At 73.2% G+C, this 15587-nt stretch carries 14 protein-coding genes; 10 read left to right on the forward strand and 4 right to left on the reverse strand.

The window, feature by feature from the left end:
• Positions 1 to 11: 11 nt before the first annotated feature.
• Positions 12 to 647 carry a uridine kinase gene (locus ACFV1L_RS11765; protein WP_380365083.1) on the reverse strand — a complete coding sequence of 212 codons (636 nt, stop codon included), beginning with the start codon at positions 645 to 647 and terminating at the stop codon, positions 12 to 14.
• A gap of 78 nt (positions 648 to 725) precedes the next feature.
• Here ACFV1L_RS11765 and ACFV1L_RS11770 point away from each other — a divergent pair, with 78 nt between their 5' ends.
• From ACFV1L_RS11770 to ACFV1L_RS11790, 5 genes are all read left to right on the forward strand, one after another.
• On the forward strand, positions 726 to 1229 hold the full coding sequence (locus tag ACFV1L_RS11770; protein ID WP_380365084.1) for an HD domain-containing protein: 504 nt from the start codon (positions 726 to 728) through the stop codon (positions 1227 to 1229).
• Between the two features lie 59 nt (positions 1230 to 1288).
• Positions 1289 to 1462: a hypothetical protein gene (locus ACFV1L_RS11775; protein ID WP_380365085.1), complete on the forward strand. Its 174-nt coding sequence runs from the start codon at positions 1289 to 1291 to the stop codon at positions 1460 to 1462.
• Positions 1459 to 1749, forward strand: coding sequence for a dsRBD fold-containing protein (locus tag ACFV1L_RS11780; RefSeq protein WP_380365086.1), 291 nt, complete (start codon positions 1459 to 1461; stop codon positions 1747 to 1749). The genes ACFV1L_RS11775 and ACFV1L_RS11780 overlap by 4 nt, the downstream gene beginning before the upstream one ends.
• Before the next feature lie 228 nt (positions 1750 to 1977).
• Complete coding sequence (locus ACFV1L_RS11785) at positions 1978 to 3642, forward strand: protein kinase (protein WP_380365087.1); 1665 nt, start codon at positions 1978 to 1980, stop codon at positions 3640 to 3642.
• Between the two features lie 13 nt (positions 3643 to 3655).
• Entirely contained in the window at positions 3656 to 4495 is an 840-nt protein-coding gene (locus ACFV1L_RS11790; RefSeq protein ID WP_380365088.1) for a hypothetical protein, read from the forward strand.
• A gap of 64 nt (positions 4496 to 4559) precedes the next feature.
• Here the strand turns inward: ACFV1L_RS11790 and ACFV1L_RS11795 are convergent, their stop codons facing one another.
• Positions 4560 to 4838 carry a hypothetical protein gene (locus ACFV1L_RS11795; protein ID WP_380365089.1) on the reverse strand — a complete coding sequence of 93 codons (279 nt, stop codon included), beginning with the start codon at positions 4836 to 4838 and terminating at the stop codon, positions 4560 to 4562.
• A 145-nt stretch (positions 4839 to 4983) separates the two neighbouring features.
• On the opposite strand from ACFV1L_RS11795, the gene ACFV1L_RS11800 reads away from it, so the two are divergent.
• The 4 genes from ACFV1L_RS11800 (at position 4984) to ACFV1L_RS11815 (ending at position 11240) form a co-directional block, all read left to right on the forward strand.
• The gene (locus ACFV1L_RS11800; protein WP_380365090.1) at positions 4984 to 7389 is read left to right on the forward strand and encodes an FHA domain-containing protein; all 2406 of its coding nucleotides are present in this window, start codon (positions 4984 to 4986) and stop codon (positions 7387 to 7389) included.
• Positions 7390 to 7392: 3 nt separating this feature from the next.
• Complete coding sequence (locus tag ACFV1L_RS11805; protein ID WP_380365091.1) at positions 7393 to 8103, forward strand: hypothetical protein; 711 nt, start codon at positions 7393 to 7395, stop codon at positions 8101 to 8103.
• Positions 8100 to 9074 carry a serine/threonine-protein kinase gene (locus ACFV1L_RS11810; protein WP_380365186.1) on the forward strand — a complete coding sequence of 325 codons (975 nt, stop codon included), beginning with the start codon at positions 8100 to 8102 and terminating at the stop codon, positions 9072 to 9074. The genes ACFV1L_RS11805 and ACFV1L_RS11810 overlap by 4 nt, the downstream gene beginning before the upstream one ends.
• A gap of 285 nt (positions 9075 to 9359) precedes the next feature.
• Positions 9360 to 11240 (forward strand): M1 family aminopeptidase, encoded by a 1881-nt coding sequence (locus tag ACFV1L_RS11815; RefSeq protein ID WP_380365092.1) that lies wholly within the window; start codon positions 9360 to 9362, stop codon positions 11238 to 11240.
• Positions 11241 to 11398: 158 nt separating this feature from the next.
• Here the strand turns inward: ACFV1L_RS11815 and ACFV1L_RS11820 are convergent, their stop codons facing one another.
• Positions 11399 to 13216 (reverse strand): streptophobe family protein, encoded by a 1818-nt coding sequence (locus ACFV1L_RS11820; RefSeq protein WP_380365093.1) that lies wholly within the window; start codon positions 13214 to 13216, stop codon positions 11399 to 11401.
• Between the two features lie 596 nt (positions 13217 to 13812).
• On the opposite strand from ACFV1L_RS11820, the gene ACFV1L_RS11825 reads away from it, so the two are divergent.
• Positions 13813 to 14814 carry a DUF6777 domain-containing protein gene (locus tag ACFV1L_RS11825; RefSeq protein WP_380365094.1) on the forward strand — a complete coding sequence of 334 codons (1002 nt, stop codon included), beginning with the start codon at positions 13813 to 13815 and terminating at the stop codon, positions 14812 to 14814.
• 53 nt (positions 14815 to 14867) lie between these two features.
• Here the strand turns inward: ACFV1L_RS11825 and ACFV1L_RS11830 are convergent, their stop codons facing one another.
• On the reverse strand, positions 14868 to 15428 hold the full coding sequence (locus ACFV1L_RS11830) for a dihydrofolate reductase family protein (RefSeq protein ID WP_380365095.1): 561 nt from the start codon (positions 15426 to 15428) through the stop codon (positions 14868 to 14870).
• Between the last annotated feature and the right edge of the window lie 159 nt (positions 15429 to 15587).

The following is a 15587-nucleotide window of genomic DNA, read 5'->3' on the forward strand; positions in this document are numbered from 1 at the left end:
CCGACGGCCCGTCAGTTCGGCTCGACCAGCGCCGGGTGGCGCGGGTCGTCCACCCGCACGGTCAGGTCGGCGAGCGCCGCCGGGTCGGTCTCGGTGCGGTAGCGCTCGTGGGCGGGCAGCGTCCAGTGCTGGTCGGCCGGGGTGCGGCGGGCGAGCGCCGCCGGGGACAGGGTGAGGTGGACGGTGAGTTCGAACGGCAGCCAGCGGCCGAGCAGGAACGGGCCGTCCAGCAGCAGCACCCCGCGCGGCGGCAGCTCCAGGTAGCGGGCCCGGGTGGCGCGGTCGGTGGCGGGATCCCAGAACGTCGGCAGGATCCGGCCGTCCGCGCCCGGCTCCAGCGGGTCGAGGACCTCGCGCAGCAGCGCGCCCTGGTCCAGCCACAGGTCGTGGAAGGCGTCCGGGTCCTGCTTGCCGTACTCGAAGCGCACCGAGGCCGGGCGCAGGAAGTCGCCCGCCGACACCCGCTGCACCGGCCGGCCGAGCAGCCGCAGCGGCTCCACCAGCGCATCCGCGAGCTCGCCCGGCCGGGCGGCCGCCGCGCCGTCGACCGCGACCCGCAGACGGCGGTCCGCATCGCCCGGCAACCGGTGGATCCGCTCCGCCAGCAGGCTCACCAGGCGTTCCGGGGAGATCGGGGTCACCCGCACCGGACGCTCACTCCCTCTCCGTCAACCGGACTATATTTTCCGACACCTGATCGTCGCTCATCCGAGGGGGACCCCGTCGTGCCGTCGCCGACTCTCGCCGAAGTGGACGCCCTCGCCGCCCGTGCCCACGCCGGACAGTACGACCGGATCGGCGTCCCCTACATCGCGCACGTCCGCGCCGTGGCGGCCGGAGTCGCCGCGTTCGGCACCGGCCTGCAGATGGCCGCCCTGCTGCACGACGTCCTGGAGGACACCCCCACCGGCCCCGACGACCTGCTGGCCGCCGGAGTGCCCGCCGCCGTGGTCGCCACCGTCCGCCGCGTCACCCGCGAACCCGGGACGGACTACCGGACGATGCTGCTCGACATCGTCACCGACCACGCCGCCACCCTCGTCAAGATCGCCGACAACGCCCACAACTCCCGCGCCGACCGCGCCGCCCACCTGCCCGAGGCGGACCGCGCCCGGCTCGCCGAGCGCTACCGGAACGCCCGCGCCGTGCTGTGGCCGGCCGTCGCCGAGGCCGACCTGCGGACCGTCCTCGCCGTCGTCAACCCCGCCCTGCTGGCCGAACTCGACTGAGACCGCGGACGGGAGCACGCTGGAAGGAGCAGCGGGGGTCCGACAGCGAGGAGCCCAGGATGTCCGAGATGAACGACAGGCTCAACGACAAGGCACAGCGCGACGAGGACGACGTCCGGGCCGCCGACCCCGAGGAAGGCATCACCTCCTACCAGACCATGCACGCCTGGGAGGAGTCGCAGGCGGAGGGCGACCCGATCGCCGAACCGCCCCAGCAGGAGGAACCGCGGTGAGCGGCCGCGCAGCGGTCCCCGAGCCGCACGTCAGCGAATGGAACGTGCGCCTGCGGCTGGTGGAGGTCGGCGACCTCACCGAGGCGCACGCCGTCCTCGACACCGGCGTCAACCTGATCGAGGTCGACGCCGAAGCCCACCGCAGCGCCCAGGACCCCGCCGACCCGGCCATCGGCGACGAACTCGCCGTCGGACGGGCCCTGGCAGCCCTCGGCCAGCAACTGATCCACCGCGGCTCGACCGCCGCCGAGGCCGTCGAATCCGCCCGCCGCCGCGACACGCCGTGACGGGTCGCGCGCCGGACATCCCGACGCCGACGACCGGAGCGTGAAGCACCGACCATCGGCGTGCTGAACAGATCAGTGTGCGAAACAGCCGAATCGTGACCTCCCACCGCGTCCGGCCCGGAACCCACCGGGCCGGACGCGCGTCACCCACCATGGCCGCGCACCCGCGCGGACCGCCAGAGACGGACGGGCCGGCCCGCAGCGCGCGGGAACCCGGGGGTGGACGCGGTGACGAACGAGCAGCACCCGGGCAGCAGACCGGCGGACCGGCCGCCGCAGACCGCCCGCTGGGAACTCCCCGACTACGCCCACCGGCGCGAACTCGGCACCGGTGCCTCCGGCCGGGTCGTGCTCGCCCACCACCTGCCCACTGGCACCCCCGTCGCCATCAAGTACCTGCTCGGCCACCACCCCGACCAGGCCGCGTTCCGGGTCGAGGCGGAACTCCTCGCCGCCCTCGACAGCCCGCACGTCACCCGCCTCCACGAGTACGTGGAGAGCCCGCACGGCGCCGCCATCGTGATGGAACTCGTCGACGGCGTCTCGCTGCGCGAGCTGCTGAAGGCCGAGGGCGGCACCGGCCCCGAAGCCGCCCTGGCCGTCCTCAAGGGCTCGCTGCTCGGACTCGCCGCCGCCCACCGGGCCGGTGTCGTCCACCGCGACTACAAGCCCGGAAACGTGCTGGTCACCCGGGACGGCACCTCGAAACTCGTCGACTTCGGCATCGCCGTCCGCACCGGAACCGCCGGCGCCGTCGCCGGGACGCCCGCCTACATGGCACCCGAACAGTGGGCCGGGAAACCCGCCTCCCCGGCCACCGACGTGTACGCCGCCACCGCCACCTTCTTCGAATGCCTCACCGGCGCCAAGCCCTACGCCGGTACCACGCTGATGGAACTCGCCGTCCAGCACACCGAGGCCGAGATCCCCGCCACCCAGGCACCCGAAGCACTTCGCCCCCTGATCCGCGCCGGCCTCGCCAAGTCCCCCGACCAGCGGCCCGTCGGCGCCGAAGCCCTGATCGGAGAGCTGGAGGCGGCCGCCGGCGCGGCCTACGGCGCCGACTGGGAGGAGAGGGGCCGGCGGCGGCTGGCCGCCCTGGTCGCCCTGCTGCCACTGCTGCTCCCCTCGGCCGGCGACCCGGCCATCGGCGGCACCACGTACGCCACCACCGTCCTGCCCGCCGGACCGCCCGCCCGCCACCCGGGCCGCCGGGCCCGCGGGCAGCTGATCGCCGCCGCAGGAGCACTGGTGCTCGCCGCCGGGGCGCTCACCGCTGTCGCCGCCGCCGACCCCGGCGACGGGCCCGGGGCCGTGACAGCACCCGCGGCGGTCACCACCGTCGGTCCGGCCGCCGAGCCGCCGACCGGCGCCGACCCGAGCACGTCGGCCCCGTCGACTGCCGCGCCCGCTGCCTCGCCCGGCGCGACGGCGAGCGCCACGGCCGGGCCGTCGCCGTCGAGCAGTACGGCCAAGCCGGCCACCTCTCCGAAACCCTCCGCCACGGCCGACCCCGCCGGCCCCGCCACCAGCGCCGCCCCCACTGCGCCCACCCCCACACCCACACCGAGCAGCGCGGCACCGATCGCGGTGGCCCTCGGCAGGATCGGCGTCAAACCCTTCGCCACCACGCTCAGCGCCTACGTCCCGGTGACGGTCCGGACGGCCGGGCCCGGCACCGCGACCGTGACCTTCGCCTGGCGCGACGGCGACACCGGCGAGGTCGTCGGCACCACCGCGGCCGGCCCCGTCCCGGCCGGAACCACCACCGTGACGAGCTCCTTCACCTTCCCCTGCGGCCACCGGAGCGGGACCGTCACCGTCACCACCAGCCCCGCCGCCGGCAATTCGGCCACCACCGGGCCGTACCTCCTGATCTGCCCGCCCCGGTGAGAGGAGCAGCACGATGACCGACCTCCCGCCCGAAACCGGACTGGTCCTCGGCCCGGTCCGCCGCCGCACCCCAGCGACCGACGGCCCGTCAACCCCGGTCGCCGACACCACCGTTCCCCTGCGCCCCGCCGAACACCGTGCCGACGGGCCCGGCGGCGACGGGCGAACCGTGCAGCTGCGCGCAGCGATGCCGTCCGGCACCGCACCCGCGCAGCAGACCGTCCGGCCCGCCGCGCAGCGGACCGAGGAGACCGTCCGGCTCGACGCGGTCGCCGCCGAGGAGACCGTCCCGGTCGACTCCGCGCGGACGCAGCCGCTGGACGCCGGTACGACCGTGAGCGCGGCACCGCCGCCGCCGGACGGGCTGCGGCGCTTCGGCCCCGGGGTGCCGCCGCGGACGGCCGCCGTGTGGCGCGGCGAGGACGTCCCGGGGCCGCCGGAGCGGCCGAAGCCGGGGCGCCGGTGGGACCGGTGGCTGCTGGTGCCGCTGGTGATCACGCTGCTGCTGCTCGGCTACTTGCTGTGGGACCGTTACGGCCGCCCCGTCGCGGTGGTCGGCGTGACGGCGAGCAGCGACCCGGCCGGCCCGGGCTGCGACGGCACCGCCGTGATCACCGGAACGCTGGAGACCGACGGCGGCGCCGGCGACCTCACCTACCGCTGGATCCGCAGCGACGGCACCGACTCCGGGCCGATCACCCAGCACGTCCGCGCCGGGCACCGGCACACCGACGTCGCGCTGCACTGGACGTTCCAGGGCCACGGTGAGGTTTCGGCCACCGCGCGCCTCGAAGTGCTGAACCCCGGCGGCGGACGCCGCGCCGAGACGACGTTCGACTACCGCTGCCCGTGACCGCCCGGGCACGCCGAAACCCGGGGCGCGCAGCTGCCTGCGCCCCGGCCCGGGTACCGCACGTTCAGGCCTGCGGCGCCGCCGCGCCGCCGCCCTCCTTCACGGCCTCCACCATCCGCTGGTGCACCTCGCGCGCCGCCGCCTCGTCCGCCGCGGCCACCGGGCTGCCCTCCACCGTGAACCAGTCGAGCGCACCGCTGTACTGCACCGTCAACCGCGCCTCGCCGTCGATCCACATGGTGTGCACCGTCAGGTCGCCGGTGATGACACCGATCTCCACGGTCTTCACACCGCCGTGGCCGGACAGAATGCCCTGCGTGGTCCAGGTTGCCCAGGTGTTCACAAACCCGCTCCCATCCGCCGCCCTACCGGCCACTCGCTCCCGACCCCACAGGTACCCAACCCGTGGCGACCGTCTTCCACTGTCACCCGGAAGGCCGAAAACCGCCCCCCGGGCGGGTGCCCACCGCCAGGAATAGCATCGACGTATGGGAGAGCGAGAAGCAGCGCTCACCGCGCCGAAACTGGTCCTCGAAACCGGCGGCGACTCGACGGTCATCACCCCGAGCCGCACCTATGCCCTGGGCCGCGATCCCACCAGCGACATCGTGCTCACCGACCCCCGGGTCTCCTGGCACCACGCCCGGCTGCACGCCGGCGACGGCCACTGGATCCTCGACGACACCGGCTCCACCAACGGCACCTGGGCCGACGGACACCGGATCGTCCACCTGGAGGTCGAACCCGGCACCGTACTGTGCCTCGGCAGCCCCGCCGACGGACCGCGCTGCACCTTCCGCGAGATCCCCCGGCCGACCGCCGTCCACCCGCTGCCCGGCGGACCCGCGGCGGCCCGACCGTCCGCCCTGACCGCGATCACCGGCTCGCTCCGACCGCCCTCCAGCGTCCGGCCGCTGCCGACCAAGGTCTTCCGGATCGGACGCGCCACCGACAACGACCTCGTCCTCGGCGACCTGTCCGTCTCCCGCCACCACGCCGAACTGCGGGCCCGGGCCGACGGCCGCTACGAGATCGCCGACCTCGACAGCCACAACGGCACCTACCTCAACGGCCAGCCCGTCCTGCAGGCGCCCGTCGGGCCCGGCGACCTCGTCGGCATCGGACACTCGGTGTTCTGCCTGGTCGGCGACGAACTCCAGGAATTCGTCGACACCGGCGACATCGACCTCGACGTCTCCGACCTGACCGTACAGGTCGACGGCGACCGCACCCTGCTCGACCACGTCACCTTCCCGGTCGGCCAGAAGAGCCTGCTCGCCGTCGCCGGACCCAGCGGCGCCGGCAAATCCACCCTGCTCAACGCGCTCACCGGCCTGCGCCCCGCCGACCGCGGAACCGTCAGCTACGACGGACGCGACCTGTACCGCGACTACGCCGAACTGCGCCAGCGCATCGGACTCGTCCCGCAGGACGACATCCTGCACACCCAGCTGACCGTCCGGAAAGCCCTCTCCTACGCCGCCGAACTGCGCTTCCCCGACGACACCGCGCCCGGCGAACGCGCCGCCCGGGTCACCGAGGTGATCGACGAACTCGGCCTCGCACCGCGCAGCGACCAGGTCATCTCCAGCCTCTCCGGCGGCCAGCGCAAACGCGTCAGCGTCGCCCTCGAACTGCTCACCAAACCGTCCCTGCTGTTCCTCGACGAACCCACCAGCGGACTCGACCCCGGCATGGACCGCTCCGTCATGCAGATGCTGCGCGGCCTCGCCGACGACGGCCGGACCGTCATCGTGGTCACCCACAGCGTGCTCAGCCTCGACCTCTGCGACCGGCTGCTGCTGCTCGCCCCCGGCGGCCGGATCGCCTGGTACGGGCCGCCCGGCGAAACCCTCGACCACTTCGGGTACGCGCACTGGCCGGAAGCCTTCGAGGCGTTCGAGAACCAGACCGACCGCGACTGGGCCGGCCAGTTCCGCGAGTCCGTGCCCTACCGCAAGTACGTCGCCCGCGCCGCCGGGCAGCGGCCGCCGGCCGGCGCCCCGCAAGCCGCCGGCACCCCACCCGCCGAACCCCGACTGCCGGCCGCCGCCGAAACCCCCACCACCAAGCCGAAACCGCGACGCTGGCGCAAACAGGTCGGCACGCTCTGCCGCCGCTACGCCAGCGCCCTCGCCGCCGACCGCACCTTCCTCGCCGTGATGATCGCCCTGCCGTTCGTGATGGGCGCCATGGCGCACGCCCTGGCCGGCAGCCGACTCGACCAGAACACCGCCCTCAACGCACTGCTCATCCTGTGCGTCGGCGGCGTGCTCACCGGAGCCGCCAACGCGGTGCGCGAACTGGTCAAGGAACGGACGATCTATCAACGCGAACGCGCCGTCGGCCTGTCCAGATCGGCCTACCTGTGCTCGAAGATCATCGTGCTGGGCACGGTGACGGTCGTTCAGGCGGTGGTGCTCACCATGGTCGCGCTGGTCGGCGTCCGGCTCCGACCACAGGGCGGCAGCGGAGTCTTCCTGCCGCCGCTGGTGGAGATCACCCTCGCCGTCGCACTGCTCTCGCTCACCGCGATGATGCTCGGCCTGCTGATCTCCGCCCTGGTGAAGAAGGAAGAGGTGACCATGCCGCTGCTGGTGCTGGTCGCCATCATCCAGGTCGTGTTCTGCGGGGCACTGCTGCAACTCGACCACATCCCGGTGCTCAACCAGCTCTCCTGGCTGGTCCCGTCGCGCTGGGCGCTCGGCGCGATGGCCGCCACCATCGACCTGCACGCCATCGTTCCCGGCAGCCTCACCGACGACCCGCTGTTCGCCCACCGGCCCGGCACCTGGCTGCTCGACATGGGGATGCTGGTCGCCCTCGCCGTGCTGTACGGCCTGATCGTCGCCCGGCTGCTGCGCCGTCACGAACCGGCCGTCATGCGGCGGTAGCTCATGGGCACCCCCGGCGGATTCCGGCCCACCCACGTCGTCCCCGGCGACGGCATGCCCACCTGGACCCACCCCGACCCGGCCGCCGTCGGCATCCCGCTCGACCCGCTGCTGCCGGTCGTCCTCGCCGAGGCCAACGGCAACTGGGCCCGGATCGTCTGCTCCAACGGCTGGACCGCCTGGGTCGACGGCCGCCTGTTGGTCGCCCTCCCGCAACGGCCGCCGACCGCCGGGCTGCCGCTCACCACCGGCGACGACCCGCGCCCGCTGCTCGCCGCACTGGAACGCGGCCTCGGCAGCTACCACCGGCTGCTCGACGACTACGCGGCCGGGCGGATCGACCTGCAGGCCTTCCGCGACGGCACCCGCGACCTGCGCCTCGGCGCGGTCATCGACGGAGCCTCCGCCTGGCTGCTCGACCTCGACCGGGGCCGCTGGTACTACTGCGACGCAGCGCAGGCGCAGAGCTACGCGGTGGCGGACGGGGACCAGCGCGACTCCGGTGGTGCCGGCGGGTCGGGCGGGTCCGCCGGTGGGGGCGCCCGCGGGGGCGAGGGGCGCTCGGAAGCAGGCGGGACCGGTGAGCGGGGCGAAGGGGAGCGGGTTGGGTGGGGTGCCGAGGCTCGGGGCGCCGAGGCTCTGGGCGCCGACGCTCGGGACGGCGCGGTTCGGGACGGCGCGGTTCGGGACGCCGCTGAGCGTGGGCGGAGCTGACGGTGCCAGGGGAAGAATCGCTGGCCGCTGCCGAGCAGGGTGAACTCGGTGGACGGACGCTGGCCGGGTACCGGCTGGAGCACGTGATCGGCCGGGGCGGCATGGCCATCGTGTACCGGGCGGAGGACCTCCGGCTCGGCCGCACGGTGGCGGTGAAGCTGCTGGCACCCGAACTCGCCCGCAACGAGACGTTCCGGCAGCGCTTCGTCCGGGAGTCGCGGGTCGCGGCGTCCCTCGACCACCCGAACATCGTCCCGGTGTACGAGGCGGGCGAGGTCGAGGGGGTGCTGTACATCGCCATGCGGTACGTCCGCGGCCGGGACCTGCGCAGCCTGCTCGACCGGCAGGGCCCGCTGACGGTACGCCAGGTCGTGCGGATCGCCGTCCAGGTGGCCAGCGCCCTGGACGCGGCGCACGCCCACGAACTCGTCCACCGCGACGTCAAGCCCGGCAACGTGCTGATCGCCGAGGGCACCGACCCGGACCACCCCGAGCACGCGTACCTCACCGACTTCGGACTGACCAAGAAGTCGCTCTCCCTGACCGGCCTGACCAGTGTCGGCCAGTTCGTCGGCACGCTGGACTACGTGGCCCCCGAGCAGATCTCCGGCAAGCCCGTGGACGGCCGCTGCGACGTGTACAGCCTGGGCTGCGTGGTGTACGAGATGCTCACCGGCGGCCCGCCGTTCCGGCGTGACGACGACCTTGCGCTGCTCTGGGCGCACCTCAACGATCCGCCGCCGGACGTGCGGGAGCAGCGCGCGGATCTTTCCGAGGACGTCGCGGACGTCCTGCGGCGGGCGATGGCGAAACGGCCGGAGTCCAGGTACGGGAGCTGCCTGGCGTTCGTCGCGGCGCTCCGCGCGGCCTCCGGCGCCCTGCCCGGACGGCTGCGCCGGGCACCGGGCCAGGCGCCGCCGCTGCCGCCGTCATGGGCACGGCCGGTGTTCGACCCCGGCGGCGTGCGCTGACGGAAGCTGAGGGGCAGCGCCGGCCGGTCCGGCCGGCCCGACTGGTCTCAGCGGCCTCAGCGGCCTCAGTAGTCGCGGTGGTCCCACAGGTCCCGGTCGGTGCGGGGCCGGTGCCGGTGGCTCTTCGGGTGGATTCGACCAAGTTGCCGGTGGGTCACCGTGCTTGATGATTCGTAGGGTGCGACGTAACGATCTATGGCATGCTCCTATCAATTCTTGGAGTTTGCTGGCAATCTGCCCCTCGGCCAGGGCCCCCACAGACCCTGGCAACCGAGAGGAGCACCGATGAGCGACAGACTCCGCGTCCTCGCCACCCGTGCCGCCGCGCTGCTGGGCACCACCGTGCTCGTGGCCGCCGGCACCGCAGCCCTGACTGCCCCCACCGCGCAGGCCGCCGAGGGGACCAAGGGCGTGGCGGCCGCGAGCTGCACGGCGACCCAGGTGGTGGCGAACGGCGGATTCGAGTCCGGCACCACGCCCTGGACCTCGTCCAGCGGCGTGATCACCAGCGGCGGCGGACAGACCGCCCACGGCGGAACGTCCTTCGCCTGGCTGAACGGCTACGGGTCGGCCCACACCGACTCGCTGGCGCAGACCGTCACCCTTCCCGCGGGCTGCACCACCGCAAGCCTCAGCTTCTGGCTGCACGTCGACACCGCCGAGACCAGCAAGACCACGGCGTACGACAAGCTCACCGCGAAGATCGGCACCACCACCCTCGCCACGTACTCCAACCTGGACGCGGCGGCCGGCTACGTGAAGAAGACCTTCGACGTCTCCGCGTTCGCCGGACAGACCGTCAGCATCTCGTTCAGCGGTGTCGAGGACTCCGGCCTGCAGACCAGCTTCGTGCTGGACGACGTGGCGCTCGACGTCTCCGGGGACGGCACCACGCCGCCGCCCACCACCGACGCCACCCGGACCCCCGCGCCCACCGGATACACCGTCAACCTGACCAGTGACGCGACCGGTGCCAACTGGACCGGCCACCAGAGCATCGGCTTCACCAACCCCTCGGCAACCCCGCTGACCGAGGTGTACCTGCGGCTGTGGGACAACTACCACGGCAGCTGCCCCACGACGCCGATCACCGTCACCAACCTGACCGGTGGCACCGCCGGAGCGCTCACCGTCGGCTGCACCGCGCTCAAGGTCACCCTGCCCGCGCCGCTCGCCCAGGGCGCGAGCGGAAGCGTCGGCTTCGACCTGTCCATCGCCGTCCCCTCCGGCGCGGACCGGTTCGGACGCGACGGCGCGTTCGCCAACATCGGCAACGCCCTGCCCGTGCTCGCCGTCCGTGACGCGGCCGGCTGGCACCTGGACCCGTACACCAACAACGGCGAGTCCTTCTACACGCTGGCATCCGACTACACGGTGACCCTCGACCACCCGAGCAGCCTGCTCGTCCCCGCGACCGGCACCTCGGTGGACACCCCCGGCACCAGCGGACGGACCATCACCACCGCCACCGCCAAGAAGGTCCGCGAATTCGCCTGGGCGGCCGGCCCGTTCAGCAAGATCTCCGGCACCTCGCCGGGCGGCGTCGCCGTCAACATCTACTCCGTCAGCGGCATCAGCTCCGCCGACTCGCAGTCCATGCTGACCACCGCCAAGTCCGCCGTCGACTCGCACGCCGCCCGCTTCGGCGCCTACCCCTACGGCGAACTCGACGCGGTGATCGACAACAACTACTGGTTCGGCGGCATGGAGTACCCCGGCTTCGTGCTCGACCTGGTCTCCACCACCGCCCTCACCCACGAGATCGGCCACCAGTGGTGGTACGGCATCGTCGGAGACGACGAGTACAACAGCCCCTGGCTGGACGAGGCGTTCACCGACTACGCCACCGACCTCGCGCTCGGAAAGACCGGCACCAACTGCTGGAGCAGCGTCTCCTGGGCGTCGTCCGCCGAGAAGATCACCAACTCGATGGCCTACTGGGACGCCAACTCCTCCCGCTACTCGACGGTCATCTACAACTACGGCAAGTGCGCCCTGCACGACCTGCGCCGCACCATCGGCGACGCCGCGATGACCACGCTGCTGCACGACTACGCGGCAGCGCACTGGTACGGGATCTCCACCACCGCCGAGTTCAAGGCCGCCGCACAGGCCGCGACGACCGTGGACCTGACCTCGTTCTGGACCCAGCACCGCATCGGCTGAGCGGCCGAGAGGGGAGTGACCGGCGGAGGCCGCGCACTCGACAGCCGAGCACGCGACGACCCGACGGCCGTTGCCGTTCCCGCCCGCCCGGCCCGGAACCCCACCGGGCGGGCGGGGACGGCACGCCCCACCGCAGCTTCCTGTGCAACGATTCCCGGTCAGCGCCGCGGTTCCTCCCCATCGGGCCCCGCCCGGTGGGCGGAGTCGCGCCGTGCCGCGGCGCTTCGGTGCCGGGTCAGCCGCGGGGCGAGGACCCCGCCGACGAAGCCCGCGAGGGCACCCCAGCCGGCAGCCGACGGGACGAGCGTGAGCAGGTCCGGAACCAGTTCGGTCGAACCCGTGCCGCTCAACCCCAGCACCGACAGCCCGTACACCGCCGACACCCGCGTCAGCAGGCCGACCGCCAGCATCGCCAGGGCCAGGAGCACGGCAAGTTGGAGTGCCGTGCGCCAGGCCGGAAGCTGCGGACGAGACCGTGCCGAGGCCGCCACGCCCGTGGCCAGCACAAGCAGTGCGGCGACCGGCAGCAGCAGCCACACCCAGCCGCTCTGCTGCGCCAGCGATCCGAGTTCGAGTGACACGTCTCGGTCGGAGTGCAGCACCGCAGCCAACGGCTGGGGGAGCGGCAGACCCAGGTTGCCGGCCACGTGCCCGTGCCAGGACCCGCCCATCCCGATCCCCAGAGCCAGCCAGGCCAGGTTCGGCAGGCCCAGGACCACCACTGCGAGCGTCTCTCGCGGCTCGTTGCCCGCCGCTGCCGCCGCAAGGCCGCCGACCAGACCCAGGCCGACGTACAGCAGCAGCAGGGAAAGCACCGCGCGCACGGTCGGTCGCAGGGAGCGGTGCCAGGGCACCCAGCGGGCCGGGAGCGGCGTGCGGTGCGACGCCGCCAGTGCGAGCGCGACGACCGCGGTCAGCCACAGGAGCGCGCAACCCACCGCCGGGGCGGGATCCACCCGGAATCCCACGACCGGGGCCAGGCCCAGCGCGCCGCCGATCTGGTCGATCAGCGGGTCGCCCGTCGACACCGTGAAACTGTGCCGCGCCGTCCAGGCGAGCAGCAGCGCCACCGTCGTCCAGCACCCCGCCAGGGCGAGTGTGCGTGACAGCAGGGCGGTGCCGCCCGCCGGCGGGTGCCGGCGCAGGGGGCGCAGGAACAGGAACGCCGCAGCCAGTGCCCCGGCAAGCGTGACGGACAGTGGAACGGCCGTCAGCCCGCCGTGCGCGGTCGCCCCGAGGAGCGCACTGCCTTCGAGGTGGACCGGCACCCCCATGGACATCAGCACCGTGGCGGCCAGCGCCGAACCGAAACCGCTGCCGGGCAGTCGATCGGCGTGGGCGAGCCACAGCCCGAGCGCGGCCACCGCCGTCATCGCCACCAGCGCGCCGAGGCCGGTCACCAGCGTGTCCACCACAACGGCGACCCAGGACGGCAGCGACGAGCTGCCCCTGAAATCCGGGCGCGGGGGAGTGCCAGCAGGTGTCACACGACTCACCGGCCCTTCGAGCAGAGCCCCGTACGGGTGGCCGACCGCGACGGGCCAACCTTTCCAGCTTCGGACAGCCCAGCGCGCACGGCGAGTTGTCGGAGTGGCTGGAGACGAGGCGGCGGGCTCGGCGATGCGGGCGGACAATGGTGGATGCGCAGTGTGGTCTCGGGGGAGTCCGACCGGGAGGAAGTCCCGTGGCTGAGCAGCCGACACCTCGGCAACCGGAAGAACCGGACAACGAAAGCAACAGCGAACCTCCACCGCCTCACCGCCCCACCGAGGTGGCGGGCGAGTCGGCCGGCCCGCCGACCGAGGTGGTGGGAGAGCAGTCCGGTCCCCCGACGGAGGCGGTGAGAGGGCCGGCCTCGGAGCGGACGGATACGCCACCACCACGTTCGAGTACGGACGGTGACGTGGCGTCAGTCGCGGATTCGACCTCAGCCGCTGGTTCGTCGGGACCTCCGACGGAGTCGGCGAGCGGAACATCTGGGCCTCCTACGGAGGTGGTCGGTGGTTCGGGAGCGGACACGGGGCGACGGACGGGCGGGCAGGACGCCGACGGGACCGTGCGATCGGGACAGAACGCGCAGGGTGACGGGGCGCCGGGCGGGGCGGACGGGTCGTCGGGTGCGGAGACCCCGACGGAGTTGGCGGGCGGGACGGCTGGGCCTCCTCCGGAGGTGGCAGGGGGGTCGGTGTCCGGCTGGTCGGCTTCGACGGATGTCGGACGGAGCGCTGGGCGTGAGGGGCCGGCGAGCCGTGGGACGGGCGATTCCCTGCCGGGGACCGGATCCGGGTCGGCGAACGGGCCGGACTCCGTGAGCGGGCCGGACGCCGTGAACGGGCCAGGATCCGGGGCCCGCGCCGAGGCGGGCCCGCCGCCGTCCTCGGGCGGTGCGGGACCTGTCGGGCCGCCGTCCGGTCCGCTGTCGGCGGGTGGGCAGCGCCAGTCGGACGGGGCCCGGTCGCCGGACGCGTCCGGTGGTGGGGCGCCGCCGCCCAGCGGTGGTGGGCGCGTGGTGGAGGGCGGTAGCGGGGACGGCGGCGGGGGTGCCGGCCGGCCGTGGTGGCGGAAGGGTCCGGTGCTGGCGACCGCGGTGGTGGTCGCCGGGCTCGGGGTGGCGCTGGGTGTGGTGCTCAGTAGCGGCTCCTCAGGTGGTGGGTCCGGGCAGAACGTGGCGCTCCAGCCCGTCGCAGCTGCGGGCCAGGATCCGTTCACGGGATCCGTCGCCTACGCCGCAGGCCCGGGCACGGGCGGGTCGAGCGGGTCGCCGAGCGGTGGGAACGGGGCCTCCTCGGCGGCCAGTTCGCCCGTGGCGGGTGGCACCGTGGACGGTGGCACACCGGGCCTGTACGGCGGTACGAGGGAGGTCGCCAGCTGTGACGTGCCGAAGCTGTCCGGCTACTTGACCGGCAACCCCGACAAGGCGCGGGCCTGGGCCGGCGTCGAAGGCATCGACAGCTCGCAGATCGACAGCTACCTGCACGGCCTCACTCCCGTGGTGCTGAGGCAGGACACCCGGGTGACCAACCACGGCTACCACGACGGCCAGGCGACCTCCTACCAGGCCGTTCTGCAGTCCGGCACGGCCGTTCTGGTCGACAACCAGGGTTTGCCGCGGGTCCGCTGCGCGTGTGGCAACCCGTTGTTGGCACCGACCGGGTCGGGGAACACTTACACCGGCACGGCGTGGACCTCCTTTCAACCGAACGGTGTGGTGACGGTGACACCGGCAGCCGCGCCGGTGACGCAGATCGTGCTGGTCGACCAGGCGACGGGAAGTCAGTTCGACCGACCGGTGGGCGGGACGGGCGGATCGGACGGCTCCCCGAAGCCGAGCGCGTCCGGTTCGGCGTCCTCCCCGGGCGGGTCGGGAAGCGGCTCGCCGTCCGGCAGGTCGCCCTCGGGTCCGTCGACCGGTCCGTCGGCCGGGTCGCCCTCGTCCGGAGCGTCGGGATCCTCCGGAAAGGGCTCGCCGGGATCTGGGCCGGGCTCCGCGCCCGCCTCGTCGCCTCCCAGCGCGGCGCCCTCGGAGCATCCGAGTTCGGGTGCGACAGGGACAGGGAGCGGCTCGGCCGGGTAGCGGCGCTGCTCGGCGCGTGAAAGCGCCGCGATTGCCCTCGTGGGGCACCGCGTTCAGCGGCGCAGGTATCGGAGCATGGTGACACCGCTTTCGAAGGTGTGGGTTTCGGCGAGGACCAGGTCGGTTCGGGTGTCGGACGGCGGGAAGAGCGGTCGGCCGCGGCCCAGCACCACAGGGTGGACGTAGAGGCTGTATTCGTCGATCAGGTCCAGCCGGCGAAGCTCGGCGGTGAGGACGGCGCCGCCGACCGCGAGGTCGGACGCGGAGCGGGCCTTGAGAGCGGTGATCGCCTGTGGTTCGACGGAGCGGGCGATCGTGGTGTTCCAGTCGGCCTGGGCGAGCGTGCGGGAGAAGACGGTCTTCGGCATGTCGCGCCAGATGCGGGAGAATTCGATCATCGGCGGAGTGGCGGCCGGGTCCTGGTCGGCGGTCGGCCAGTAGTCCGCCATCAACTGGTAGGTGACTCGCCCGTCGAGGAAGCCGCTCATCGCCGCGAGCCTGTGATTGAAGTGCTCGTGCAGTTCGTCGTCGACCAACTGCCAGCCGAGATCGCCGTCGGGGCCCTCGAAATACCCGTCGAGGGACACGGACATCATCAGGACGAGCTGGGACATCGGTGCCTCCCGGGACATTTGGCGATCAATGTGGTGTTCGCCAAGGTACCCGGGTCTCCGCGTGCCGTAACGGATATCTGTGGTCGTAAAAGCGAAATCTCCAAGAGGTGGATATCGGGGTCAACCGGTCGGCTGATGGGACGTCAACTGATCGGCGAG

Origin of the sequence: Kitasatospora sp. NPDC059646, from assembly GCF_042734615.1 — a bacterium.
GTDB lineage: Bacteria > Actinomycetota > Actinomycetes > Streptomycetales > Streptomycetaceae > Kitasatospora.

Excerpts from the sequence above, each read along its gene's own strand:
- ACFV1L_RS11805 (WP_380365091.1), top strand. The coding sequence starts at position 7,393 with ATGGGCACCCCCGGCGGATTCCGGCCCACCCACGTCGTCCCCGGCGAC.
- ACFV1L_RS11830 (WP_380365095.1), bottom strand. The coding sequence starts at position 15,428 with ATGTCCCAGCTCGTCCTGATGATGTCCGTGTCCCTCGACGGGTATTTC.
- ACFV1L_RS11775 (WP_380365085.1), top strand. The coding sequence starts at position 1,289 with ATGTCCGAGATGAACGACAGGCTCAACGACAAGGCACAGCGCGACGAG.
- ACFV1L_RS11790 (WP_380365088.1), top strand. The coding sequence starts at position 3,656 with ATGACCGACCTCCCGCCCGAAACCGGACTGGTCCTCGGCCCGGTCCGC.
- ACFV1L_RS11800 (WP_380365090.1), top strand. The coding sequence starts at position 4,984 with ATGGGAGAGCGAGAAGCAGCGCTCACCGCGCCGAAACTGGTCCTCGAA.
- ACFV1L_RS11820 (WP_380365093.1), bottom strand. The coding sequence starts at position 13,216 with ATGTTCCGCTCGCCGACTCCGTCGGAGGTCCCGACGAACCAGCGGCTG.
- ACFV1L_RS11815 (WP_380365092.1), top strand. The coding sequence starts at position 9,360 with ATGAGCGACAGACTCCGCGTCCTCGCCACCCGTGCCGCCGCGCTGCTG.